Source organism: candidate division WOR-3 bacterium (genome assembly GCA_039802205.1).
In the GTDB taxonomy this organism is placed as follows: Bacteria; Hydrothermota; Tepidihabitantia; order SM23-42; family JAOAFX01; genus JAOAFX01.
Genome location: JBDRWD010000015.1, coordinates 1 through 20,089 on the forward strand (window position 1 = coordinate 1; position 20,089 = coordinate 20,089).

31 protein-coding genes and 2 tRNA genes are annotated in these 20,089 nt (G+C 42.5%); 29 read left to right on the forward strand and 4 right to left on the reverse strand.

Annotated features, from left to right (window positions below; all coding sequences use genetic code 11):
• Nucleotides 1–537 precede the first annotated feature (537 nt).
• The 4 genes from ABIL39_04805 to ABIL39_04820 form a co-directional block, all read right to left on the reverse strand.
• Entirely contained in the window at nucleotides 538–1,134 is a 597-nt protein-coding gene (locus ABIL39_04805; protein MEO0165439.1) for a GTPase domain-containing protein, read from the reverse strand.
• Nucleotides 1,122–2,603 carry a DHH family phosphoesterase gene (locus ABIL39_04810; protein ID MEO0165440.1) on the reverse strand — a complete coding sequence of 494 codons (1,482 nt, stop codon included), beginning with the start codon at nucleotides 2,601–2,603 and terminating at the stop codon, nucleotides 1,122–1,124. The genes ABIL39_04805 and ABIL39_04810 overlap by 13 nt, the downstream gene beginning before the upstream one ends.
• Nucleotides 2,596–2,994 carry a hypothetical protein gene (locus tag ABIL39_04815; GenBank protein ID MEO0165441.1) on the reverse strand — a complete coding sequence of 133 codons (399 nt, stop codon included), beginning with the start codon at nucleotides 2,992–2,994 and terminating at the stop codon, nucleotides 2,596–2,598. The genes ABIL39_04810 and ABIL39_04815 overlap by 8 nt, the downstream gene beginning before the upstream one ends.
• 14 nt (nucleotides 2,995–3,008) lie before the next feature.
• Nucleotides 3,009–3,082, reverse strand: a tRNA-Ile gene (locus tag ABIL39_04820).
• Nucleotides 3,083–3,391: 309 nt separating this feature from the next.
• On the opposite strand from ABIL39_04820, the gene ABIL39_04825 reads away from it, so the two are divergent.
• The 29 genes from ABIL39_04825 (at nucleotide 3,392) to ssb (ending at nucleotide 20,075) form a co-directional block, all read left to right on the forward strand.
• Nucleotides 3,392–3,520 carry a hypothetical protein gene (locus ABIL39_04825; protein ID MEO0165442.1) on the forward strand — a complete coding sequence of 43 codons (129 nt, stop codon included), beginning with the start codon at nucleotides 3,392–3,394 and terminating at the stop codon, nucleotides 3,518–3,520.
• A 389-nt stretch (nucleotides 3,521–3,909) separates the two neighbouring features.
• Nucleotides 3,910–3,983 (forward strand) — tRNA-Val (locus tag ABIL39_04830).
• A 54-nt stretch (nucleotides 3,984–4,037) separates the two neighbouring features.
• Nucleotides 4,038–4,325: a co-chaperone GroES gene (locus ABIL39_04835; GenBank protein MEO0165443.1), complete on the forward strand. Its 288-nt coding sequence runs from the start codon at nucleotides 4,038–4,040 to the stop codon at nucleotides 4,323–4,325.
• 16 nt (nucleotides 4,326–4,341) lie between these two features.
• Nucleotides 4,342–5,961: a chaperonin GroEL gene (groL, locus tag ABIL39_04840; GenBank protein MEO0165444.1), complete on the forward strand. Its 1,620-nt coding sequence runs from the start codon at nucleotides 4,342–4,344 to the stop codon at nucleotides 5,959–5,961.
• 100 nt (nucleotides 5,962–6,061) lie between these two features.
• Nucleotides 6,062–6,322 carry an FmdB family zinc ribbon protein gene (locus ABIL39_04845; protein MEO0165445.1) on the forward strand — a complete coding sequence of 87 codons (261 nt, stop codon included), beginning with the start codon at nucleotides 6,062–6,064 and terminating at the stop codon, nucleotides 6,320–6,322.
• Nucleotides 6,323–6,331: 9 nt separating this feature from the next.
• Entirely contained in the window at nucleotides 6,332–6,544 is a 213-nt protein-coding gene (locus ABIL39_04850) for a DUF2905 domain-containing protein (GenBank protein MEO0165446.1), read from the forward strand.
• Nucleotides 6,545–6,646: 102 nt separating this feature from the next.
• Nucleotides 6,647–7,042, forward strand: coding sequence for a 30S ribosomal protein S8 (rpsH, locus tag ABIL39_04855; protein MEO0165447.1), 396 nt, complete (start codon nucleotides 6,647–6,649; stop codon nucleotides 7,040–7,042).
• Between the two features lie 11 nt (nucleotides 7,043–7,053).
• Nucleotides 7,054–7,626 (forward strand): 50S ribosomal protein L6, encoded by a 573-nt coding sequence (rplF, locus tag ABIL39_04860; protein MEO0165448.1) that lies wholly within the window; start codon nucleotides 7,054–7,056, stop codon nucleotides 7,624–7,626.
• 14 nt (nucleotides 7,627–7,640) lie between these two features.
• Nucleotides 7,641–7,982: a 50S ribosomal protein L18 gene (gene rplR, locus ABIL39_04865; protein MEO0165449.1), complete on the forward strand. Its 342-nt coding sequence runs from the start codon at nucleotides 7,641–7,643 to the stop codon at nucleotides 7,980–7,982.
• 11 nt (nucleotides 7,983–7,993) lie between these two features.
• The gene (gene rpsE / locus ABIL39_04870) at nucleotides 7,994–8,530 is read left to right on the forward strand and encodes a 30S ribosomal protein S5 (GenBank protein ID MEO0165450.1); all 537 of its coding nucleotides are present in this window, start codon (nucleotides 7,994–7,996) and stop codon (nucleotides 8,528–8,530) included.
• On the forward strand, nucleotides 8,490–8,675 hold the full coding sequence (gene rpmD, locus ABIL39_04875; GenBank protein MEO0165451.1) for a 50S ribosomal protein L30: 186 nt from the start codon (nucleotides 8,490–8,492) through the stop codon (nucleotides 8,673–8,675). Before rpsE ends, rpmD begins: the two co-directional genes overlap by 41 nt.
• On the forward strand, nucleotides 8,672–9,112 hold the full coding sequence (gene rplO / locus ABIL39_04880; protein ID MEO0165452.1) for a 50S ribosomal protein L15: 441 nt from the start codon (nucleotides 8,672–8,674) through the stop codon (nucleotides 9,110–9,112). The genes rpmD and rplO overlap by 4 nt, the downstream gene beginning before the upstream one ends.
• Nucleotides 9,109–10,422 (forward strand): preprotein translocase subunit SecY, encoded by a 1,314-nt coding sequence (gene secY, locus ABIL39_04885; GenBank protein MEO0165453.1) that lies wholly within the window; start codon nucleotides 9,109–9,111, stop codon nucleotides 10,420–10,422. Before rplO ends, secY begins: the two co-directional genes overlap by 4 nt.
• On the forward strand, nucleotides 10,419–11,069 hold the full coding sequence (locus tag ABIL39_04890; protein ID MEO0165454.1) for an adenylate kinase: 651 nt from the start codon (nucleotides 10,419–10,421) through the stop codon (nucleotides 11,067–11,069). The genes secY and ABIL39_04890 overlap by 4 nt, the downstream gene beginning before the upstream one ends.
• A complete protein-coding gene (map, locus tag ABIL39_04895; GenBank protein MEO0165455.1) occupies nucleotides 11,053–11,805 on the forward strand; it encodes a type I methionyl aminopeptidase in 753 nt (250 codons plus the stop codon). Before ABIL39_04890 ends, map begins: the two co-directional genes overlap by 17 nt.
• Nucleotide 11,806: 1 nt before the next feature.
• The gene (gene infA, locus ABIL39_04900; GenBank protein ID MEO0165456.1) at nucleotides 11,807–12,025 is read left to right on the forward strand and encodes a translation initiation factor IF-1; all 219 of its coding nucleotides are present in this window, start codon (nucleotides 11,807–11,809) and stop codon (nucleotides 12,023–12,025) included.
• Between the two features lie 28 nt (nucleotides 12,026–12,053).
• Nucleotides 12,054–12,167, forward strand: a complete 114-nt coding sequence (rpmJ, locus tag ABIL39_04905; protein MEO0165457.1) for a 50S ribosomal protein L36 — start codon at nucleotides 12,054–12,056, stop codon at nucleotides 12,165–12,167.
• Nucleotides 12,168–12,186: 19 nt separating this feature from the next.
• Nucleotides 12,187–12,570: a 30S ribosomal protein S13 gene (gene rpsM, locus ABIL39_04910; protein ID MEO0165458.1), complete on the forward strand. Its 384-nt coding sequence runs from the start codon at nucleotides 12,187–12,189 to the stop codon at nucleotides 12,568–12,570.
• The gene (rpsK, locus tag ABIL39_04915; GenBank protein MEO0165459.1) at nucleotides 12,567–12,953 is read left to right on the forward strand and encodes a 30S ribosomal protein S11; all 387 of its coding nucleotides are present in this window, start codon (nucleotides 12,567–12,569) and stop codon (nucleotides 12,951–12,953) included. Before rpsM ends, rpsK begins: the two co-directional genes overlap by 4 nt.
• Nucleotides 12,954–13,583, forward strand: coding sequence for a 30S ribosomal protein S4 (gene rpsD, locus ABIL39_04920; protein ID MEO0165460.1), 630 nt, complete (start codon nucleotides 12,954–12,956; stop codon nucleotides 13,581–13,583).
• Between the two features lie 8 nt (nucleotides 13,584–13,591).
• Nucleotides 13,592–14,662 (forward strand): DNA-directed RNA polymerase subunit alpha, encoded by a 1,071-nt coding sequence (locus ABIL39_04925; GenBank protein MEO0165461.1) that lies wholly within the window; start codon nucleotides 13,592–13,594, stop codon nucleotides 14,660–14,662.
• A gap of 23 nt (nucleotides 14,663–14,685) precedes the next feature.
• Nucleotides 14,686–15,261: a 50S ribosomal protein L17 gene (gene rplQ, locus ABIL39_04930; GenBank protein ID MEO0165462.1), complete on the forward strand. Its 576-nt coding sequence runs from the start codon at nucleotides 14,686–14,688 to the stop codon at nucleotides 15,259–15,261.
• Between the two features lie 31 nt (nucleotides 15,262–15,292).
• Nucleotides 15,293–16,288 carry a tRNA (adenosine(37)-N6)-threonylcarbamoyltransferase complex transferase subunit TsaD gene (tsaD, locus tag ABIL39_04935; GenBank protein MEO0165463.1) on the forward strand — a complete coding sequence of 332 codons (996 nt, stop codon included), beginning with the start codon at nucleotides 15,293–15,295 and terminating at the stop codon, nucleotides 16,286–16,288.
• A gap of 288 nt (nucleotides 16,289–16,576) precedes the next feature.
• Entirely contained in the window at nucleotides 16,577–16,747 is a 171-nt protein-coding gene (locus ABIL39_04940) for a hypothetical protein (GenBank protein MEO0165464.1), read from the forward strand.
• A gap of 176 nt (nucleotides 16,748–16,923) precedes the next feature.
• Nucleotides 16,924–18,057 carry an NAD(P)/FAD-dependent oxidoreductase gene (locus ABIL39_04945; GenBank protein ID MEO0165465.1) on the forward strand — a complete coding sequence of 378 codons (1,134 nt, stop codon included), beginning with the start codon at nucleotides 16,924–16,926 and terminating at the stop codon, nucleotides 18,055–18,057.
• A 32-nt stretch (nucleotides 18,058–18,089) separates the two neighbouring features.
• Nucleotides 18,090–18,485: a 4Fe-4S dicluster domain-containing protein gene (locus ABIL39_04950; protein MEO0165466.1), complete on the forward strand. Its 396-nt coding sequence runs from the start codon at nucleotides 18,090–18,092 to the stop codon at nucleotides 18,483–18,485.
• 2 nt (nucleotides 18,486–18,487) lie between these two features.
• Nucleotides 18,488–19,351, forward strand: coding sequence for a CoB--CoM heterodisulfide reductase iron-sulfur subunit B family protein (locus ABIL39_04955; GenBank protein ID MEO0165467.1), 864 nt, complete (start codon nucleotides 18,488–18,490; stop codon nucleotides 19,349–19,351).
• On the forward strand, nucleotides 19,348–19,641 hold the full coding sequence (gene rpsF, locus ABIL39_04960; GenBank protein ID MEO0165468.1) for a 30S ribosomal protein S6: 294 nt from the start codon (nucleotides 19,348–19,350) through the stop codon (nucleotides 19,639–19,641). Before ABIL39_04955 ends, rpsF begins: the two co-directional genes overlap by 4 nt.
• On the forward strand, nucleotides 19,638–20,075 hold the full coding sequence (gene ssb, locus ABIL39_04965) for a single-stranded DNA-binding protein (GenBank protein MEO0165469.1): 438 nt from the start codon (nucleotides 19,638–19,640) through the stop codon (nucleotides 20,073–20,075). The genes rpsF and ssb overlap by 4 nt, the downstream gene beginning before the upstream one ends.
• Nucleotides 20,076–20,089 lie beyond the last annotated feature (14 nt).

Sequence of the window (20,089 nt, forward strand, 5' to 3'; positions counted from 1 at the left end):
AAATCGGCAGTGATAACATGCCGATGGTTATTTTCTGAGGGTAAATAAGATAAGACATGCTCACTCCTATATAACATTATAACTTTCCCTGCTAAAGAGTCAAGACCCAATTTGAATAGGTGTCTTTCATAGATAGCCACTTTAACTTATCCTATTACAAATTTTGTGTCCAAAAAATTTATTGAAATTTCATTGATTTTTTATTGCCCGTGTTCCAAAAAGTGTGCAAATTTTACACACTTTTCTTACCACGAAACTGAAGTTTCTGCTCCATTGAACTCAAACCTGAAGGTTGCGGCTACATCTTATGGTAAAGACCATGCGCAGGCTGAAGCCTGCGGCTACCAGAAATTTTTATCGGCACTATTGCTCCGGTGTCACTGGTTGAGCGCAAGACTGAAGCCTTGCACTACATTTGGTTGTAAACTCAATATAGAAAAGCTAAGATAAATTTTAGTATTTTAATACGCAGCCGAGGGTTTAGGGACCTTACTTTCTAAGATTTTGAAGGAGGATTTTTATGCTTTTAGATTGTCCTTATATTTCAGGAATATTATCGAGCTGTTTTAAAACTGTTTTCTGACAGATTGATTTCAGGGTATCGAATACTCCGATTCCCCTGATTGCGACGGCTTCAAAATAGGTATATCCGTCCTGGTTCAAGTACAATTGCAAGTCACTTATGGGGAGGATATTGGGTAAGTCTCGTTTATTATACTGGATGACCATTGGGATATCTTTAAGGTTTAAACCATAGGAGTGCAGATTGTCTTTTAAATTATTGAAACTTTCAATATTCTCTTCCAATCTTTCCTCTTGAGAATCAACTACAAAAACGAGTCCGTCAACACCTCTTAAGACGAGTTTTCTTGAAACATTGTAATAAACCTGTCCAGGGACGGTGAATAAATGAAAACGCAATTTCCAACCCTTTACACTTCCCATATCTACCGGTAAAAAATCAAAAAATAGGGTTTGGTCAAGTTCAGTGGCGAGGCTCATCATCTTTCCTTTTCTTTCCGGGGGAAACGCTGCATATATTGAACGAAGGTTGGTCGTCTTGCCGCAAAGACCAGTCCCATAATACACAATCTTCAGATTGAGTTCTTTCAAGTTATAATTTAAGTTCGCCATACTCCAAGCTCTATGATATTCATCCGGTTGTCAATTGTATATAAATCAATGCCATCGGTCAAGAGAGGAGATGGATTGCCTTCGCCAAAAGGGAGGAGAGGCTCGAGGAGTTTTATTCGGGATTTATCAAGAGTGATTTCCGGGACCAGGTGGGTTTTTTCTGTGTTGGATTCGGGTATTGCCCTTGTGGCATATTCTATGAATCTATCAAGATTATCTTCGTGCATTGAGAAGCCGCTTGCCCTTTTATGTCCGCCGTAGTCGATAAACAGACTTCGGGCGTTATTTAAAAAATCAAAAAGGTTGATATCATGGGATCGTAATTCTGCAAAGCATTTTTTGTCCTTGGCGATTATCCCAATGGCAGTTCTGTGGAAATGGTCACGCAGTTTGGAAACGACTGCACCCAGGTTGTTCATCTTGAATTGTTCGGGTGCTAAGGCGTTGCCGGGGATTACGGCGATGACGACATTTGGATATACCTTGGCAACATCCAAAGCCATGCTAAAAAGATACTCAATATTTTCCCGGCGCTGGATTTCCACTTTTTTTAATTCTTCAACGACTCCTTTAAAATCAGAGTTGAGAAAAAAATCAACCCCCAACCTGGAATCCTTTAAAGCCGCAGCTTGTAACAAGGGAATGATCTCGTTGAATATCTGAGGAATAGTTATCGGATATCGGTCAAGGAAATATCTTGTCCATGGTTTATTTACTTCATTGAACATTTTTAATCCTTCATAACAAAGGACGCGGTTTTCATTGAGAGGCATTACTCGGTCAGCGAGTGTCCCGATCATTGCAATCACCACCAACTCTTTTTTAAGTCTTAAAAATTCGTCATCGGTTACACCTAAAGCAGCACGATAGAGAAACTGACTCAATTTCAATGTAACACCTGCCCCAGCGAGTTCACGGAATGGGTAATTTGAATCACGCCGTTTGGGATCAATCGCGGGAACAGGAAAATCATTCAATTCGGTCTCATGATGGTCGCAGATGATTAAATCCAAACCCAATTCTTGAGCGACAAAAAAATTCCGAGGATTGCTGATGCCGAAATCAACGGTGATCAACACTTTTACACCTTTTGCCTGGTATTCTTTCAGGACTTCGGGATTTAAAAGATAGCCATCTTTCTCCCGGTTAATAGGATAAATGAATATTTCCGGCCGATCCCTGCGTCGGATCTCACAGAGGGTTTGATGAAGGATAACGGCTGAGGTATAGCCGTCAGGATCATCATGAGCATAGATGAGGATATTTTTTTCTTTTTTTATTGCCTCCAAGATATTATTAACACCCCTGGTTATATCGGGTAATTCCGCCGGGTTTTTTAGCTGGGACCGGTTAGGAAAAAGAAAATCTCTGGCAATCTCATAATCAGGGAACCTTTTGCTGATGAGCAGTGCCAGTTCTATCGGGATATTAAATTCCACACTATATTTGTGTGCGAGAAAATCATCCATTATTTTCTGCAAACCGGGACCTGATATAATTGATTATATCATCACGCTGGGCCGGCAACAAAAGGAATACACCGCGGAAATTATTCAAAAAGGTTTTATGTTTAAAGGGACTGAGGAGGATTCCGTTTTTACCCAGATAATATTTTTTAAACTCGCGGAGTTTTCGCTTCTGGAAGGTAAAGGGTGTTTTAATAATCAATTCGTCTTCAGTAATCTCATAGGTGGTGGGGAAATAGTATGATGATAAAGAGGCAAAAAGGAATAAAAATCCCAGGCCCGCCCAATAAAGGTTATAAAAAACAGCGATTAAAAACAAAAAGATTACGACAAAAAGAATGCTTATAACCGTTTTAGGTATATTTTCTTTTGCCGGGTGGACCTGCCATTTCATATTCATATAAAGAATGGGCCCGGTAGGACTTGAACCCACGACCCGCTGATTATGAGTCAGCTGCTCTGACCAACTGAGCTACGGGCCCCTTACTTCAGTCTAGATTCTAACCACGCCAATTATAATATGAAACTTTAAGCGTGTCAATAGTTCGATTTGATCCGCTGTCCTTTCAAAGCGAAAATTTCCTCTTAAACTTCGAAGGTAAAATATCCCCTGGCTTTTTTATTATTTGGTTAAACCAACATAACTATATCAAAAGCAGGATTTAACATCATGATACTTGGGCGGTCACAAAAGAGGAGTTATTACTTTAAACATACAAGGGAATTGCCCAATCTCTACTATTCCCACGCAAAACGATTATAGATTCAAAAATACCGGCATAATGGGGCTGATGCCCAGAAAACCATCCCAGAATAAAACACCCGAAGAGATGAAACTTAATAATTGGGGGCATGAGACCACCTGGAACATATGTGTGCCTTATAATACCTGGATGGGCGGTTTAAAAATACCTGTTTAAGGGTTTAGATCTGGATCGGGTTTTCTGTTTAAGGGAGAAAAATGAAGGTTAAAAAAGATAATATCAAGGTCATGCCTTCCAATCGACAGATTTTGGTTATCGTCTTTACTGGGAGATGTTGAGATTGAATTGCAGATTATTCTTGAAGAAAGATCAGAAATTTCATTACAAAAGAATCAAATTTGCTTTGAAATTAATGGACATTTTACCTTTGGAATAAAAAATGTGGCTCCATTAGAGTTTCCTGCTGTATCTTTATCCCGTAGGAGGGAGTACGGGTTTTTTTGAGGATACAGCGGTTCTAATAGAGCCGTTTATATTATATAAAAATTTTAAAAAAAGTCAAACATTGACAAAACTAAACTTTTGGGTATAATAAAATGTCTAAAGGGCGAATAGCTCAGGTGGTGAGAGCGTCTGCCTTACAAGCAGAAGGTCACCCGTTCAAATCGGGTTTCGCCCAGATCAAAGATGAGGATAGGGGATTTTTAAAATTTGAAAGAAAGGAGGTACGCTTATGACAATAAAACCACTCCATGATCATATCCTTGTGGAAAGGATTGAGGAAGAGGTTAAAAAGGGTGGCATAATAATCCCGGATACGGCTAAGGAAAAACCCCAACAGGGTCGGGTGATTGAGGTTGGTGATGGCCGTAAGGATGAAAAGGGTAATCGTATTCCGCTGGATGTGAAGAAGGGTGATATTATCCTCTTCGGGAAGTATGCGGGTTCAGAGGTTAAGATTGAAGATAAAGAATACCTAATAATTCGGGAAGATGATGTGTTAGGGATTATTATAAAATAAGAAAGGAGCGTGAAATATGGCAGGAAAAATCATTAAATTTGATGAAGAAGCAAGAAGGTCGATTTTAAGAGGTGTCCAGATATTAGCGAATGCAGTGAAAGTGACATTGGGTCCGAAAGGCCGCAATGTGATTCTGGAAAAGAAGTTTGGGGCACCTACGATTACCAAGGATGGTGTAACCGTGGCAAAGGAGATAGACCTTGAAGATAAATTTGAAAATGTTGGTGCCCAGATGGTGAAAGAAGTTGCCTCCAAGACTTCGGATGTGGCTGGCGATGGTACAACGACCGCTACGATTCTTGCGGAAATGATTTATCGGGAGGGATTGAAAACTGTCACTGCTGGCGCGAATGCGATGGAGGTGAAGAAAGGGATCGATAAAGCCGTGGAGACGGTGGTAGAAGCCTTAAAGAAACTTTCCACGCCGATTAAGGGGCGTACCGAGATATTCCAGGTGGCAACGATTTCGGCTAATAACGATGAAACGATAGGCAATAAGATTGCTGATGCCATGGAGAAGGTGGGCAAGGATGGTGTAATCACGGTCGAAGAGGCAAAAGGTTTGGAGACGACGGTTGATGTCGTCGAAGGTATGCAATTTGACCGAGGGTATTTATCTCCATATTTTATAACCAACCCCGAGCGTATGGAATGTGTTTTAGAAGATACATATATTCTTCTTTATGAAAAGAAAATAAGCGCGATGAAAGACCTTTTGCCCATTCTGGAAAAGGTGGCACAGAAAGGCAAACCCATCCTGATCATTGCTGAAGAGGTTGAGGGTGAAGCCCTGGCAACACTTGTCGTGAATAAGATTCGGGGAACCCTCCAGTGCTGCGCGGTTAAAGCTCCGGGTTATGGTGACCGGCGTAGGGCGATGCTCGAAGATATTGCAATCCTTACTGGTGGAAAACTGATTTCCGAGGATATCGGTATCAAACTGGAAAATGTCCAGATTTCGGATTTAGGACAGGCAAAGCGAGTGGTGGTGGATAAAGAAAATACTACCATTGTAGAAGGTGCGGGTAAAAAGTCGGAAATCCAGGCTCGTATCAACCAGATCAAAAATGAAATTCAGGAGACGAAGAGCGATTATGACCGTGAGAAACTTCAAGAGAGATTGGCAAAATTGTCCGGCGGCGTAGCAGTGTTGAATGTCGGTGCAGCAACCGAGGTGGAGATGAAGGAGAAGAAGGCACGGGTTGAGGATGCACTCCATGCGACAAGAGCTGCGGTTGAAGAAGGGATCGTTCCTGGAGGTGGGGTGGCCTACATTCGGTGCATTCCGGAACTGGAAAAACTCAAATTGCCTGGGGATCAGCAGATTGGTGTGGAGATTGTAAAGAGAGCCCTTGAAGAGCCGGCTCGACAATTAGCTGAAAATGCCGGTAAAGAGGGATCCGTGATTGTGGAACAGATAAAGAAAGAAAAGGGCAATATTGGCTACAATGTGCTCACGGAAAAATTTGAAGACATGGTAGAAGCGGGAATCATTGATCCGACCAAGGTTGTTCGCACTGCATTGCAGAACGCGGCAAGCATCGCTTCGCTCCTGGTTACTACCGAGGCGGTAGTGGTGGAAAAACCTGAGGAAGAAAAAACACCACCAGCACCGGGTGGATACGGCGAGTATTAATGAGGAATGGAGTGAGGTTGGGGTTGAGATGCAGGAAAATTTACCAAAAGTCCGGCATCTTAGCCCCAACCTTTTATGCTTTTAGAATTTAGAATACGTTATGCCTACCTACGAATACGAATGCAATAATTGTCGTTATCTGTTTGAAGTATTTCAAGGTATTAACGACCCGCAGATAGAGCAGTGTCCGAAATGTGGGGGAAGTGTGCGGAGATTGATATCGGGTGGTGCCGGATTGATATTTAAAGGAAGCGGTTTTTACATCACAGATTACAAAAAGAAAAGTTTGCCCAAAGAAGAAAAGAAACCTGAACTTAAAAAACCCGAGGAAAAATCGGCTCTAACCAAAAGCGAAGATTAGAAATTTTTCATGGCGGGTGTAGGCAGGCTGCTCATCATCTGGGGTTTAATTTTCATAGTGGCGGGGATTTTATTCTTACTATTTCCCCGCCTTCCGCTTTTTAAACTCCCCGGGGACATTTTAGTAAAAAAAGATAATTTTTTCTTCTACTTCCCGGTTGTCTCCAGCATTCTTCTTTCGGTCATTCTTTCAATCATTCTTAACTTGATTTTCCGTAAATAAAGCGCATTTTTCTCTTGACTTTTTGAGGAAAATAGATATAATATAGTTCTATGTTTATGATTTTAATTGATGGTAATTTTGCTAACTTAAGATTAGGAGGCAATGGTGGTGGATCCAATTGCTGATATGTTCACCATTATTAGGAATGGCTGTCGTGCCAATAAGAGTGAAGTGGTGGTGCCTTATTCTAAATTGCATGTGGAGATTTTGCGGATACTACTGGAAGAGGGCTTTATCAATAATTTTACAGTTGATTCGGAGAAAAAGCCGCGCAAGATTACGATAATGCTCAAATACTCTAAGGACGGCGAGTCGGTGATTCGGGATATTCAGCGGGTTTCACGTTGTTCACGCCGGGTGTATGTTTCCCGGAAGGAGATTCCTTCAATACTTAACGGTATCGGCGTGGCGATTTTGACGACTTCCAAAGGGGTTATGAGTGACCGAGAAGCGCGCCGCAAGAAAGTGGGTGGTGAAGTAATTGGTTATGTATATTAAAGGAGTGGCTTATGGCAAAATTGAGGACTAAACCTGTGTTGATCCCGGAAAAGGTAAATGTAGAAATCCAGGGACAGGAGATAAAGGTCCGAGGTCCCCTCGGAGAACTAAAGATGACGGTTTCCAGTCATGTGTGGTTAGAATTGAAGGATCGAACGGTCACCGTCCACACCGCTGATGATTCAAAATTAGCCCAAGGAATCCAGGGGACAACGCGCACCCTTATATTAAACATGATCAAAGGTGTTACTGAAGGATATTCTAAGACCCTCGTCATCCAGGGAACGGGTTACCGTGCTCAGCCAGTTAGTGGAGGGATCCAATTGTTTGTGGGTTTTACTAAACCCGTGACGGTTCAACTACCACCGGAGATTAAATATGAGATGCAGACCGTAAAGAGTGCGGATAAAGGTGATCTGACCCATATCACTTTGAAGAGTATTGATAAGCAGTTACTGGGTGATATTGCGGCGAAGATTCGTAAGATTCGTCCTCCTGACCCTTACAAGCACAAAGGAATTAGATACGCGGATGAGGTACTGCGCAAGAAAGTCGGCAAACGGGCAGTCGGTCAAACTGCTTAGAGGGAGTGCAATTTATGAGATTGACGGGTAGACTACGTAGGCACAAACGCATAAGAAAGAAGATAAAAGGGACACCTGAAAAACCCCGGCTTTGCGTATTCCGAAGCAACCGTCACATTTATGCCCAGCTTATTGATGATACAAAAGGCGTGGTGCTCTGTGGTGTTTCATCCACGGGATTGGAACTTGCAGACAAAAAGAAAACCGAAGTTGCTCTGGAAGTAGGCAAAAAGTTGGGAGAATTGGCGTTGAGCAAAGGGATCAAATATGTCTGTTTTGACCGTGCCGGGTATAAATACCACGGGCGGGTAAAGGCGCTGGCTGAAGGGGCACGCCAGGCAGGTTTGAAATTTTAGGGGGAAATTAAATGCAGGAGAATAATATTGAATTAATTGAGAGGCTTGTAGAATTAAAAAGGGTTTCGAAGGTGATCAAGGGTGGAAAACGGTTGAAGCTCTATGCCTGTGTAGTGGTGGGTGATGGTGCAGGAAGGGTAGGGATTGGGCATGCTAAATCCGCAGAGGTGGCACCAGCTATAAAGAAGGCTACGGAAATCGCTAAGAAAAATATGGTGAAGGTGGATGTGATTAATGGAACGATTCTCCATCCGGTGATGGGAAAATTTTCTGCGTGCAAGGTTATCCTTAAACCCGCCCTCCCCGGGAGTGGTATCATCGCCTCTAATGCGGTAAGGGCTGTGTGCCAGGCAGCGGGCATCAAGGATATTCTTTCCAAATCATTCGGTTCGCGCAATTCCACGAACTTGGCAATGGCAACATTGAAGGCATTGCAATCCATACGTCCGCTTTCGGTCGTTGCAGAAATGAGAAACAAGCCGATTGAGTATTTTTTGAGGAAGAGGTATGAAAAAGATAAAAGTGATATTAAAAAAGAGTCCGATTGACAAAAATAAAAAACATAAATTGATTCTTCAAGCACTCGGTTTGCGTAAAATCGGGCAGGCAAGAATATTTCCAGATAATCCAGCGGTGCGCGGGATGATTGAGAAAATTTCTTATATGATTGAAGTGGAGGAGAATGTTAAATGAAACTGAGTGAATTAAGACCCAAACCAGGCAGTACCCATAAAAAGAAAAGAAGAGGTTGTGGACCGGGTTCGGGCCATGGGAAGACTTCCTGCCGGGGGCATAAGGGTCACAAGCAGCGTTCGGGTTATCGAGTTAAGATGGGATTTGAAGGCGGACAAATGCCACTTACCCGGCGGCTACCCAAAAGAGGTTTTAGAAATTTCACCAAAGAAGAATATGAAATAGTAAATCTTTTCCAGCTGGCGAGATTCCCGGCAAATACCGAAATCACCCCAGAGTTTTTGAAAACCCAGGGATTGATAAAGGGCGACGATAAGTTAAAAATTCTGAGCCAAGGCAATATTGATAAGCCCCTTGTGGTAAAAGCCCATGCGATCTCTAAAAAGGCTGAAGAAAAAATAGTCTCAGCCGGGGGCAGGGTGGAGTTAATATCATGATTTCAACCTTCCAGAATATCTTAAAAGTTCCGGACCTTAAAAAGAAACTCTTGTTCACACTGGGAGCCGTCTGTATTTACCGGCTTGGTGCCCATATCCCTCTACCCGGAATAAATGTTCAAGCACTGGGACTACTTATGCAGCAACTGAAACAGCAAGGTTCATTATTCGGAATGTATGATATATTTGTTGGGGGTGCCTTATCGCGGGCGGCGATACTATTTTTGGGGGTAATGCCCTATATCTCGGCATCAATTATTTTCCAGCTTCTCGGATCGGTTTTTCCCCAGATTGAAAAATTGCAGCGGGATCAGGCGGGAAGGAGAAAGATCACCCAATACACCCGATATTTGACAGTAGGACTTGCAGCGTTTCAAGCCTTTGGAATTGCTGCTTATCTTGAGATGCAGAAATTCCCAACCGCCTCTGGGGTGGTACCAATTGTCTATGAACCAGGGTGGATGTTCCGGTTCTCTTCGGTCCTCACCTTAACTTGTGGGGCGATATTTGCCATGTGGGTGGGTGAACAGATTACTGAGAAAGGCATCGGTAACGGTATCTCGTTCCTCATTTTTATCGGTTGCCTGGAAGAATATCCAATTTACTTTCTCCGTACCGCCCAGCTCGTGGCAACTCAGGGGCTTTCGGTCTTTCATCTTTTGATAATCATTGTGATAATGATCTTGATCGTTGCCGCAGTCATTGTGATGACCCAGGCGACACGGCGTATTCCCATCCAGTACCCTAAAAGGGTGATTGGACGAAGAATGTATGGAGGGCAGTCGACATTTTTACCTTTGCGGGTCAATACTGCAGGAGTAATACCGATAATTTTTGCACAATCGCTCGTTGTATTTCCAAGCACGGTTGCCGCTTATGTGCCCAATCTCAAATATTTAGCCGAATTATTTCGACCCGGGCATTGGGCTTACGATATCATATTTTTTATCCTTATCGTTTTCTTCACCTATTTTTATACATCCATTGTCTTCAACCCTAATGAACTGGCAGAAAACATGAAACGTTACGGTGGATTTATTCCCGGGATAAGACCAGGACAGAAGACAGCGGATTATGTAGACAGTGTCCTATCGCGGATAACATTACCTGGTGCATTATTTTTAGGGTTTATTGCCCTCATTCCCTGGTATCTAATGAGCTATCTTAAAGTACCATTTTACTTTGGCGGCACGACGTTGCTCATTATTGTTGGCGTTGCCCTTGATACAGTGCAACAGATTGAATCTCAGCTTTTGATGTATCACTATGAGGGATTTATGAAGAGAGGCAGGATTCGGGGGCGGAGATGATGATATTTCTCTTTGGCCCTCCTGGTGTGGGTAAAGGGACCCAAGCAGATCTGTTAGTGGAACGCTATAACTTTAAGAAGTTTTCTATAGGAGATGTATTGAGGGAAGAAGTAGCAATTGGTAGCGCACTGGGTAAGAAAGTGGAGAGTTACATGAAAAATGGCCTTTTGGCACCGGATGATATTATCCTGGAGATTGTTGATGATTTCATCAAAGAAAATTTAAAAGAAAAGCTGCTATTTGATGGTTTTCCGCGTAACCTTAACCAGGCGATAGAATTAGAGAAACTGCTTGCCCGCTATAATCGAAAAATAGACCTGGCGCTTGAATTTTACCTGGAGCGCAATGAATTGATAAAACGATTATTAGGTCGTCTCTACTGCCCGAAATGCGGGGCAGTTTATAATGAAATCACCAATCCCCCAAAGATTGCTGGTCATTGTGATAACTGTGGGAGTGTTCTGGAAAAGAGGAAAGATGACAATATCGAAACCATTAATAATCGGCTCAAGATTTATGAGGAAATGACAAAACCTCTGAGTGATTATTACCGCTCACTCGGTGTGTTGGTGACGATTGATGCAGCGGGAAAAAGGGAAGAAGTGCATAAACAGATAGTTAGGGTTCTGGATGGGTATATTAAATGATGAAGGGATTAAGAATGTTATCCTTGCTGGTGAAATTATCCATAGGATATTCAAAACGATTGAAAATATGGAACTGAAGGGTATGAAGACTGTGGAATTGAATGATGTGATTCATAAGATGATAATCGAGCATAATGGCCAACCAGCGTTTCTCAACTATCGAGGTTTTCCCAAGAGTGCCTGCATATCCATTAATGATGAGGTCGTTCATGGTATTCCGGACAATCGGGTTATCAAAGAAGGAGATTTGGTAAAAGTAGATATTGGGGTTAATTATGGGGGTTATATTGCGGACGCAGCCCGGACTTTTATCATTGGTTCGGTCACCGAAGCGGTAGCACGATTCGTCAGGCTTACGAAAGAGGCTCTGAAAAAGGGAATTGAAAAAGCTCGAGCCGGAAATCGTGTCTCTCATATTTCGCGTGCGATCCAGGAATTTGTTGAAGCGAATGGCTACAGTGTCGTCCGAGAGCTCACCGGTCATGGAGTAGGCCGTTCATTACATGAAGAACCGATGATTCCCAATTTTGTTGCTCCAGGACCTGACCCGGAAATCCGGTGTGGGATGGCATTGGCAATTGAACCGATGACGAATATGGGAGGTTTCGAAGTGAAGACAGCTAAAAACGGCTGGACGATTCTGACCCGGGATGGTTCGTTATCTTGCCATTTTGAGGATACCATTATTATATTAAAAAGGGGTTTTTTAAATGCGACAAGGGTAGCGGAGGGTTGATATGGCAAGAAAAGATTTGATTCAGACCGAAGGCACAATAATTGAAACTTTACCCAATGCGATGTTCAGGGTTGAACTTGATAATGGACATAAGGTTTTAGCCCATGTTTCTGGTAAGATGCGTATGAGCTATATAAAGATTTTACCTGGCGATCGGGTGTTGCTTGAATTATCACCCTATGACCTTTCAAGAGGAAGAATCGTCTGGCGTTATAAATGATGGGATATTTACAGATCAAAGGAGAATAATGAAAGTGAAATCATCAATTAAAAAGCGATGCATAAATTGCCGGGTGGTAAAAAGAAAAGGGGTGGTAAGGATTGTTTGTAAAGACCCCCGGCACAAACAACGTCAGGGTTAGTTTTTAAATAAGGAGGTTTATGCCGAGGATTGCGGGTGTGGATTTACCGTTAAACAAAAAAGTAGAATATGGTTTAACCGCAATTTATGGGATTGGTTTGCCCACCGCTCAACAAATTGTTTTGAGATGTGGAATAGATAGGACCAAGAAGGTAAAAGATCTCACTGAGGAAGAAGTAACAAAGATAAGGAAATTGATTGAGAGTGAGTATAAGGTGGAAGGGGCATTGCGGGCGGAAGTTGCGGCAAACATAAAGCGGTTGATTGATATTGGCTGTTATCGAGGAATAAGGCACAAGGTCGGGCTTCCGGTTCGGGGACAGCGGACACGCACCAATGCTCGGACACGTAAAGGGAAGAGAAAGACAGTGGCGGTAAGTAAAGGGACAGGAGAAAAGAAATGAAGAAAAAGGGATTAAGGAAAAAGAAGGTGCAAAAGGCCGAGTTAACGGGCATTGCCAACATATTTGCGAGTTTCAACAATACGATTGTTACCATCTGTGATAATCAGGGGAATACGCTCTGCTGGTCAAGCGCGGGTCGGGTAGGTTTCAAGGGGACAAAAAAGGGGACTGCGTATGCCGCGCAGCAGTGCGCAACGGCTGCGGCAAAAGAGGCACTGGCGATGGGTATTAAAAAAGTCGAGGTTAGAATCAAGGGTCCAGGTCCAGGACGGGAGGCTGCGGTTCGCACGCTCCAGACCGTTGGACTGACGATTACCGCCATAAAAGATGTTACACCTCTGCCTCACAACGGTTGTCGTCCACCGAGAAGAAGGAGGGTATAAGTGGCACGTTATATCGGTCCCAAATGTAAAATCTGCCGCCGGGAAGGTGAAAAATTGTTTTTACGCGGTAGCCGTTGCTACACTGATAAATGCTCCTTTACCCGTCGAGGATATCCACCTGGACAGCATGGGAAGGCAGGAAGACGCAAGTTGACTTCTTATGCCACACAATTGAGAGAGAAGCAGAAAGTTAAAGCAATCTATGGTGTTTTGGAAGCCCAATTTAGGAGATTCTTCGAAGAGGCAACGCGTATGCCGGGGGCTACCGGTGAAAATCTCTTAATCCTTCTCGAACGGAGGTTGGATAATGTAGTTTATCAACTTGGTTTTGCATCCTCAAGAACTCAGGCACGGCAAATCGTCCGCCACGGCCACATTTTGGTGGATGGCAAAAAGGTTGATATTCCCAGTTATTTGGTAAAACCCAATCAGGTTATTTCGCTTGTAGAAAAGATGCGTACAAATCCAGGTGTGAAAAGGGCTTTGGAAGAAAGGGATCCTGAAAAAATTGTCGGCTGGTTAAAACTGAATAAAGAAAATATGACCGGAACAGTGCTGCGCCTTCCAAAAAGGGAAGATATCACAATTCCGATACAGGAAAATTTAATTGTTGAATTGTATTCTAAATAAGGAGTAATATGGTTTTGAAACCTCTTGTAATGCCAAAGGCAATAGAAATTGATAAAGAAACCGCATCGGATGTTTTTTGTCGGTTTATAATTTCTCCCTTGGAAAGGGGATATGGAATTACGATCGGCAATGCGTTGAGAAGGGTACTCTTATCTTCAATCCAAGGTGCTGCAATCACCAATGTGAGAATTAGTAATGTAACCCAAGAGTTTTCTACGATTCCCGGGGTATACGAAGATGTTGTGGAGATAATATTAAATCTCAAAAAAATTCGGGTAAAATTAATCGGTGACCACCCTGCCACTTTAGTGCTGAAAGTAAAAGGTAAGAAAGATTACTATGCTGAAGATATTGAGAAAAATCCTAATGTGATTATTACTAACCCTAAACAAAAGATTTTGACGGTGACTGATGCCAAGACGAATTTCACGATGGAGATGACCGTGGAGAGCGGTAGAGGTTATGTGCCGGCTGAGTTTTTAAAGAAACCCGATATGCCGGTAGGCACGATATACATTGATGCAATTTTTTCACCGGTGCTTTCCGTGAATTTTGATGTCCGTAATACACGCGTGGGCACCAAAACCGATTACGATCACCTGGTTCTGGAAGTCAAGACTGATGGAACGATTACCCCGGTGGAAGCAATTGTAGAAGCCGCCAGTTTGCTCCGGCACCATCTGGCATTTTTTGTGGAACTGGGTAAACCCTTAATGACACTTGATGATGCTACCTTGAAGACTATTGATGAACTGCGCACCAATATCAACAAAAGAGGTTATCAACTTTATGTAGAACCTTTATTTACCTCCCGCGAACAACTGGATGCAGAACACCGAAGGATTCGTGATATCCTGAAACGGAGTATTGATGAACTAGAGATTTCGGTGCGGACTTCCAATTGTCTGAAAAATAAAAACATCAAAACCATCGGTGATCTGGTGCGTAAAAGCGGCAAAGAGTTGTTGACCTACGACAATTTTGGTCGCAAATCCCTGAAGGAGCTGGAGAAGATACTTCACAGTATGGGTTTACATCTGGAAATGGATGTAGATAAGTATTTGAAAGAAGATATTTAACGAGGTAAGAATAGGGAGCGAGAATGAGACACGGTAAGAAGATAAAAAAATTAGGCCGGAAAAAGGCACACCGTCTAGCTCTTTTGAAAAACCTTTGTCGTGCTCTTTTTATATTTGAAAAGATAAAAACAACCCTGCCTAAAGCAAAAGAAGCCCGTCGGCTTGCCGAGCATATTATTGAATATGCAAAGAAGAATACCCTTGCGGCGCGTCGCTTCATTTATCGCTTTATTCCCGACCACAAACTGGTTAAAATTATCTGTGAGGATATCGCACCCAAATTCGCCAACCGGGTTGGGGGCTATACCCGGATTTATAGACTGGGACCTCGGCTGGGCGATGGGGCAGAGATGGCGGTTCTGGAATTGACCGAAAAGAGTGAGCCGGAAAAGATCGATCAGCGACGAAAACTGATCGAACGCAGGGTGTTACCGGAAGAAAAGAAAATTGCCAAGGAGAAAAAAGAGAAACCCAAAAAAGAAAAGAAAGAGAAGAAACCTCCGGAACCAAAACCAAGGATTGAAAAGAAAACAAAAAAGCAGAAAAAAGAGATCGCCAAAAAAGAAAAGAAGCAGAAAAAAGCCAAGAAAAAGAAATAACCAGTTATAAAACGCACTTTCAGAGTAATTGATGACCACCCTGGGTATTGAAACTTCGTGTGATGAGACATCAATCGGCATTATCAAGGGTAATAAACTTCTTGCCAATATTGTTTCTTCCCAGATTGCCCACACCCGATTCGGGGGAGTGGTGCCGGAACTTGCTGCCCGAAATCATATCAAGATATTATTGCCCCTTATTAAAATTGCTCTTGAAACTGCTGGAATTGAACTTGATAAAATTGATTTAATAGCTGCAACGCGTGGTCCGGGACTGTTGGGTTCGCTACTCACCGGACTTTCCTTTGCCAAGTCATTAGCCATTGGCTTGAAAAAGCCATTCATCGGTGTGAATCATCTGGAAGGACATATTTACAGCTTATTTCTTGAAAAAGAAAAACCTGAATATCCATATTTGGTATTGCTGGTATCGGGCGGACATACTGAACTTATCTATGTCAAAAAAGAATTTAAATATCAAACGCTGGGGCGAACCCTTGACGATGCTGGTGGCGAGGCATTTGACAAAGTGGCAAAGATGTTGGGATTACCCTATCCTGGCGGACCTTATATTGAGAAACTGGCAAAAGAAGGCAATAAAAATAAAATTAAATTTCCTGTTCCCAAACCTCAGGGATTTAATTTTAGCTATGCTGGTCTGAAGACAGCAGTATTATATTATTTGAGGGATAACCCTGATTACCGGGCCCACGATGTTGCCGCTGCATTCCAGGAAACGGCTCTGGAACATCTGGTTCAGGTTTCAAAGCGGGCGATTGAATATACCAAGGTAAAACATTTTGGAATAGTCGGGGGGGTTTCCGTGAATAGTAGATTAAAAGAGAAATTCCAGGAATTGACAGAACTTCTGGGGGTTAGACTTTTAATTCCTGATCTCCAATTCTGCACTGATAATGGTGCCATGATTGCACTTGCGGGTAGATGCCGGTATGAAAAATTTGGTCCTTCTGATTTATCAATTGATGCTGTTGCTCGCGAACCCCTGGAGATGATTAGTAGAAAGTGAAGGGGTCAAATCTCTACCTTCATTTCGCACCTTGCTTCTACTTCAGTATCACATTTGTGCAAATTAACATCTCTATCCATCCGCTTCCGCAGCCGCCGCAATAAATAAACCGCACCACAACCTGAAGAAGATTAATAAACTGTGTTATGAAATTGAATCCTTAATGCCCGTGCCATAATGTTATACTATTCAAAATAACATTTCTTGTGAAAAGAATAATGTAGAATGTAGAAATTTGACCCCATTCCTAAGCCATTCCACTTCTTGATCTGGGTTTTGGCGGTGCTGGTGGCAGAGATTCGTTTTTACATTGATACGTTCGTATGTCTAACGGATGCGGAGTATGAGGTTTCGAAAGAGTTGATGCTGTTGATTTCCACCTTGTATAATTATTTTATTCCCAAGGTGATGTTACAGAAAAAGGATAATCCAATTACAGAAAAACTTGACCGAGTGTAGAGGAAGAGATGTAATCGCCTAAGGAGAGAGAATGATTAATTCAATTTTAAAACTATCCTCTTATTCGCCTGAGAATCTCAATTTAATTTGGGTAAGATTTTATTTTGATGAAGACAGTGCGAAAAGTTAACCGGCAAGCATTGACAAACCTTTAAATCTATGTATAATTGCCCAGTATGAAAAATTTATATGATGTTCTGGTTATCGGAGGAGGTCCGGTTGGTTCCTACGCTGCCCGTTTACTTGCCGAGAAGGGTTTCACAGTGTGTGTCCTGGAGCAGAAAGAAAAGGTTGGGGAAGGGGTTATCTGCACAGGTGTAATCAGTAAAGAATGTTTTGAAAAGTTTGGATTGCCGAGAGAGGCGATCCTTAAAGAAATAAAATCCCTTATCTTTATCTCCCCCAATGACCAGCATTTAGAGTATATCGTTCCTTATCCTCTTGCCTATGTGATTAATCGCGAATTGTTTGATCACCTTTTGGCGGCCCAGGCCCAAAAAAGTGGTGCCCAATTTAAACTCGGTGTCTATGCCCGCGAGATAACCGAACATAAAAGATACTATCGGGTTACCGCCGATGGTAATGAATTCTATGCAAAATTTGTTATCATTGCTACAGGTGTGAATTATCGGTTTCAGAAAAGATTGGGTTTAGGAACCCCTCCACGTTTTCTTTATGGATCTCAAGTCGTTCTGCACCAGAAGAAGGATGTGGACAGTAATATTGAGATTTATCTGGGCCAAAGATATTGTCCGGGTTCTTTTGCCTGGGTTGTTCCAGTGGATAAAAACTTGTTCCGCATTGGAACGATCCTTTCAATCAAAGGTAAGGAGTATTTAAAAAGATTCATTGAGGAACGATTGGGTTATGATGGGGTCTTAATGACACAACAAATAGAGTCTAAATCGATTGCCCATGGTGCGTTGAAAAGAAGTGTTCAGGGGAAAATTTTGGTGGTTGGTGAGGCGGCTGGTCAGGTGAAGACTACAACAGGCGGAGGAATCTTCACGGGCCTTTTATGTGCGGAGATCGCAATCGACTATCTGACTTCAGGTTTAAAATATGGTAAGCCCCTTGATGAATATGATGTTACCTGGCGTTCGCTTCTTTCCGTGGAGTTAGATATAGGAAGGCGTATCCGATCTTTAGCCTCAAAGATTAATGATAAAACCATCGAACGTTTATTCAGTTTTGTAAAGCATAATCGTTTCTGGATTGATCTTGTCCTCCCCAAAATTAACTTTGATTTCCATTCCGATTTACTTAATTTCTGTTTAAAAAGTTTTTCTCATCTGCTTAAGATTACTTGACAACCAAGGAATTTTAAATATAATCATATACTATGAGAAAACTATCAAGGGATGAGGATTTTATTTTGAGAATCCAGGAAATAAGTCAACAGAATATTGCTGATTGTTATCAATGTGGACGGTGCACTGCTGGTTGCCCATTCGCTGAGTTCATGGATGAACCACCTAACCGGATAATCAGGTATCTTCAATTAGGTTTAAAGGATGAGGTGCTTAAGGCACAAGGTCCATGGTTTTGTGCTGCTTGTTTGGTTTGCGAGACGCGGTGTCCCCGCGGTGTTGATATCCCGAGGATAATGGAGGCTGTGAGGACGATACATCTCCGTTCGAAAGAACAACTTCTGGACATTGACCGTATTGATAAGAAAATCTTAGAGGAGGCTCATCCGCTTGTTTTGATGAGTGCCCTCTACAAATATTCCTACTGACCATGAAGGTCACCTACTATCCGGGCTGTGATTTATATACCAAGGCGAAAATCCTTAACGACTCAATTATTAAGACATTCAGGGCGGTAGGTATTGAATTAGTAGAGCTGGCAAACTGGTATTGCTGTGGAACAACATTTACCTTGGCCCGCGATAATAAGATGTCTTTGATCGCCCCCTTAAGGATTCTTGCAAAAGTCCGTCAAACTAATGGATCTGTGTTAGTTCCTTGTTCCATTTGTTTTAACACCCTCAAGCGCGCTAATTTTATCTTTAAACAGGACCCTGAGACACTAAAGATACTTAACGAGCATCTGGGTGAGAATTATGATGCCCAGGCAGAAATAATCCATCCTTTTCAATTTATTTTTGAGCATAAAGATGATTTCAGAAAAGGGGTTAAACGACAGCTTGAGAATCTCAAGTTAGGCTGTTACTACGGATGCTATCTTTTGAGACCTCAGGAGGAGCTGGAATTTGACGATCCTGAAGCACCAACAATAATGGAGGATTTCGTGCACTTGATCGGAGCCCGGCCAATAAGCTTCCCACTCAAGGTTGAATGCTGTGGTTCCTATCTCATTGTCAATTCGCCCGAGGCCGCGCTGGAGGCTTCTTATAGAATTCTGAAGAATGCTCGGGAAAACGGAGTTGATGCACTGGTGACATCGTGTCCTGTTTGTCATTATAATCTTGACAATTTCCAGACCCGCATTACGAATCTCCACCCGGACCATCAACCAATTCCGGTATTCTATTTCAGCCAAGTAATGGCGATGGCTTTTGGATTACCGGTGGAGGATTGGGGGCTGGAATATAATAAGGTTTCACCAAAAAAATTATTAGAGGAAAAAAAGATACTATGAGAAACTACGAAGCAATGTTTATATTCCATCCTAAATTGAAGGAGGAAGAATTGGCGAGAGAAGCCGGTGCCGTGGAGACGCTTATAAAAGAAAGCGGTGCTGGAACAATCCGATACCAATTGCTGGGAAAGAAGGTGCTGGCTTATCCGGTGGAGAAGCAGAAAGAAGGTTTTTATGTCAATTACGAATTTTCAATAGCTCCGGATAAGATCACAGAGATAAGGGATAAATTAAAACACAAGGAGAATATCCTGAGGTTTATGATCATCGTAAAGGAGAAAAGGAAATGAATCAGTTGCGGTTAGGTTATCTTAATTCGGTTTATCTCATCGGTCGGCTTGTTGCAGATCCGGAACTCCGCTATACCCAAAAAGGTGCTCCGGTGTGTTCTTTTCGAGTGGCTACGACCCGCCGGTTTAAAAATCGTGAGTCGGGAGAGACACACGAGGAGACTCTTTATGTGACGATTGTCGCCTGGCGTCGGCAGGCAGAACTTGTTAACGAGTTTTTGAAAAAGGGAAGCGCGGTGTTGATTGAAGGGAGGTTGCGTTCGCGACAATGGGAAACTGACAATAAAGAAAAGAGATCGGTGGTGGAAGTGGTGGCACACCGTGTCCAGTTTTTGGATGTTCCGGAGCCGGGAAGTGAATCGAGCGGCGGTGCACCGATTGAAGCCGAAGAAGAAGTTAAAGAGGATGAGGAAGGTATTGATACACCTTTTTAATTATTAACAGAAAA

What these genes read in the sequence shown, in the direction of transcription:
- infA (MEO0165456.1), top strand. Translation starts at nt 11,807, where the DNA reads ATGGCAAGAAAAGATTTGATTCAGACCGAAGGCACAATAATTGAAACT.
- rpsK (MEO0165459.1), top strand. Translation starts at nt 12,567, where the DNA reads ATGAAGAAAAAGGGATTAAGGAAAAAGAAGGTGCAAAAGGCCGAGTTA.
- groL (MEO0165444.1), top strand. Translation starts at nt 4,342, where the DNA reads ATGGCAGGAAAAATCATTAAATTTGATGAAGAAGCAAGAAGGTCGATT.
- rpmD (MEO0165451.1), top strand. Translation starts at nt 8,490, where the DNA reads ATGAAAAAGATAAAAGTGATATTAAAAAAGAGTCCGATTGACAAAAAT.
- ssb (MEO0165469.1), top strand. Translation starts at nt 19,638, where the DNA reads ATGAATCAGTTGCGGTTAGGTTATCTTAATTCGGTTTATCTCATCGGT.
- ABIL39_04950 (MEO0165466.1), top strand. Translation starts at nt 18,090, where the DNA reads ATGAGAAAACTATCAAGGGATGAGGATTTTATTTTGAGAATCCAGGAA.
- ABIL39_04850 (MEO0165446.1), top strand. Translation starts at nt 6,332, where the DNA reads ATGGCGGGTGTAGGCAGGCTGCTCATCATCTGGGGTTTAATTTTCATA.
- ABIL39_04825 (MEO0165442.1), top strand. Translation starts at nt 3,392, where the DNA reads ATGCCCAGAAAACCATCCCAGAATAAAACACCCGAAGAGATGAAACTT.
- rplR (MEO0165449.1), top strand. Translation starts at nt 7,641, where the DNA reads ATGAGATTGACGGGTAGACTACGTAGGCACAAACGCATAAGAAAGAAG.
- rpsE (MEO0165450.1), top strand. Translation starts at nt 7,994, where the DNA reads ATGCAGGAGAATAATATTGAATTAATTGAGAGGCTTGTAGAATTAAAA.
- ABIL39_04810 (MEO0165440.1), bottom strand. Translation starts at nt 2,603, where the DNA reads ATGGATGATTTTCTCGCACACAAATATAGTGTGGAATTTAATATCCCG.
- ABIL39_04805 (MEO0165439.1), bottom strand. Translation starts at nt 1,134, where the DNA reads ATGGCGAACTTAAATTATAACTTGAAAGAACTCAATCTGAAGATTGTG.
- rpsF (MEO0165468.1), top strand. Translation starts at nt 19,348, where the DNA reads ATGAGAAACTACGAAGCAATGTTTATATTCCATCCTAAATTGAAGGAG.
- rpmJ (MEO0165457.1), top strand. Translation starts at nt 12,054, where the DNA reads ATGAAAGTGAAATCATCAATTAAAAAGCGATGCATAAATTGCCGGGTG.
- tsaD (MEO0165463.1), top strand. Translation starts at nt 15,293, where the DNA reads ATGACCACCCTGGGTATTGAAACTTCGTGTGATGAGACATCAATCGGC.
- ABIL39_04955 (MEO0165467.1), top strand. Translation starts at nt 18,488, where the DNA reads ATGAAGGTCACCTACTATCCGGGCTGTGATTTATATACCAAGGCGAAA.
- rpsH (MEO0165447.1), top strand. Translation starts at nt 6,647, where the DNA reads ATGGTGGTGGATCCAATTGCTGATATGTTCACCATTATTAGGAATGGC.
- ABIL39_04890 (MEO0165454.1), top strand. Translation starts at nt 10,419, where the DNA reads ATGATGATATTTCTCTTTGGCCCTCCTGGTGTGGGTAAAGGGACCCAA.
- ABIL39_04945 (MEO0165465.1), top strand. Translation starts at nt 16,924, where the DNA reads ATGAAAAATTTATATGATGTTCTGGTTATCGGAGGAGGTCCGGTTGGT.
- secY (MEO0165453.1), top strand. Translation starts at nt 9,109, where the DNA reads ATGATTTCAACCTTCCAGAATATCTTAAAAGTTCCGGACCTTAAAAAG.
- rplO (MEO0165452.1), top strand. Translation starts at nt 8,672, where the DNA reads ATGAAACTGAGTGAATTAAGACCCAAACCAGGCAGTACCCATAAAAAG.
- ABIL39_04925 (MEO0165461.1), top strand. Translation starts at nt 13,592, where the DNA reads ATGGTTTTGAAACCTCTTGTAATGCCAAAGGCAATAGAAATTGATAAA.
- rpsM (MEO0165458.1), top strand. Translation starts at nt 12,187, where the DNA reads ATGCCGAGGATTGCGGGTGTGGATTTACCGTTAAACAAAAAAGTAGAA.
- ABIL39_04845 (MEO0165445.1), top strand. Translation starts at nt 6,062, where the DNA reads ATGCCTACCTACGAATACGAATGCAATAATTGTCGTTATCTGTTTGAA.
- ABIL39_04815 (MEO0165441.1), bottom strand. Translation starts at nt 2,994, where the DNA reads ATGAAATGGCAGGTCCACCCGGCAAAAGAAAATATACCTAAAACGGTT.
- ABIL39_04835 (MEO0165443.1), top strand. Translation starts at nt 4,038, where the DNA reads ATGACAATAAAACCACTCCATGATCATATCCTTGTGGAAAGGATTGAG.
- rplF (MEO0165448.1), top strand. Translation starts at nt 7,054, where the DNA reads ATGGCAAAATTGAGGACTAAACCTGTGTTGATCCCGGAAAAGGTAAAT.
- rplQ (MEO0165462.1), top strand. Translation starts at nt 14,686, where the DNA reads ATGAGACACGGTAAGAAGATAAAAAAATTAGGCCGGAAAAAGGCACAC.
- map (MEO0165455.1), top strand. Translation starts at nt 11,053, where the DNA reads ATGGGTATATTAAATGATGAAGGGATTAAGAATGTTATCCTTGCTGGT.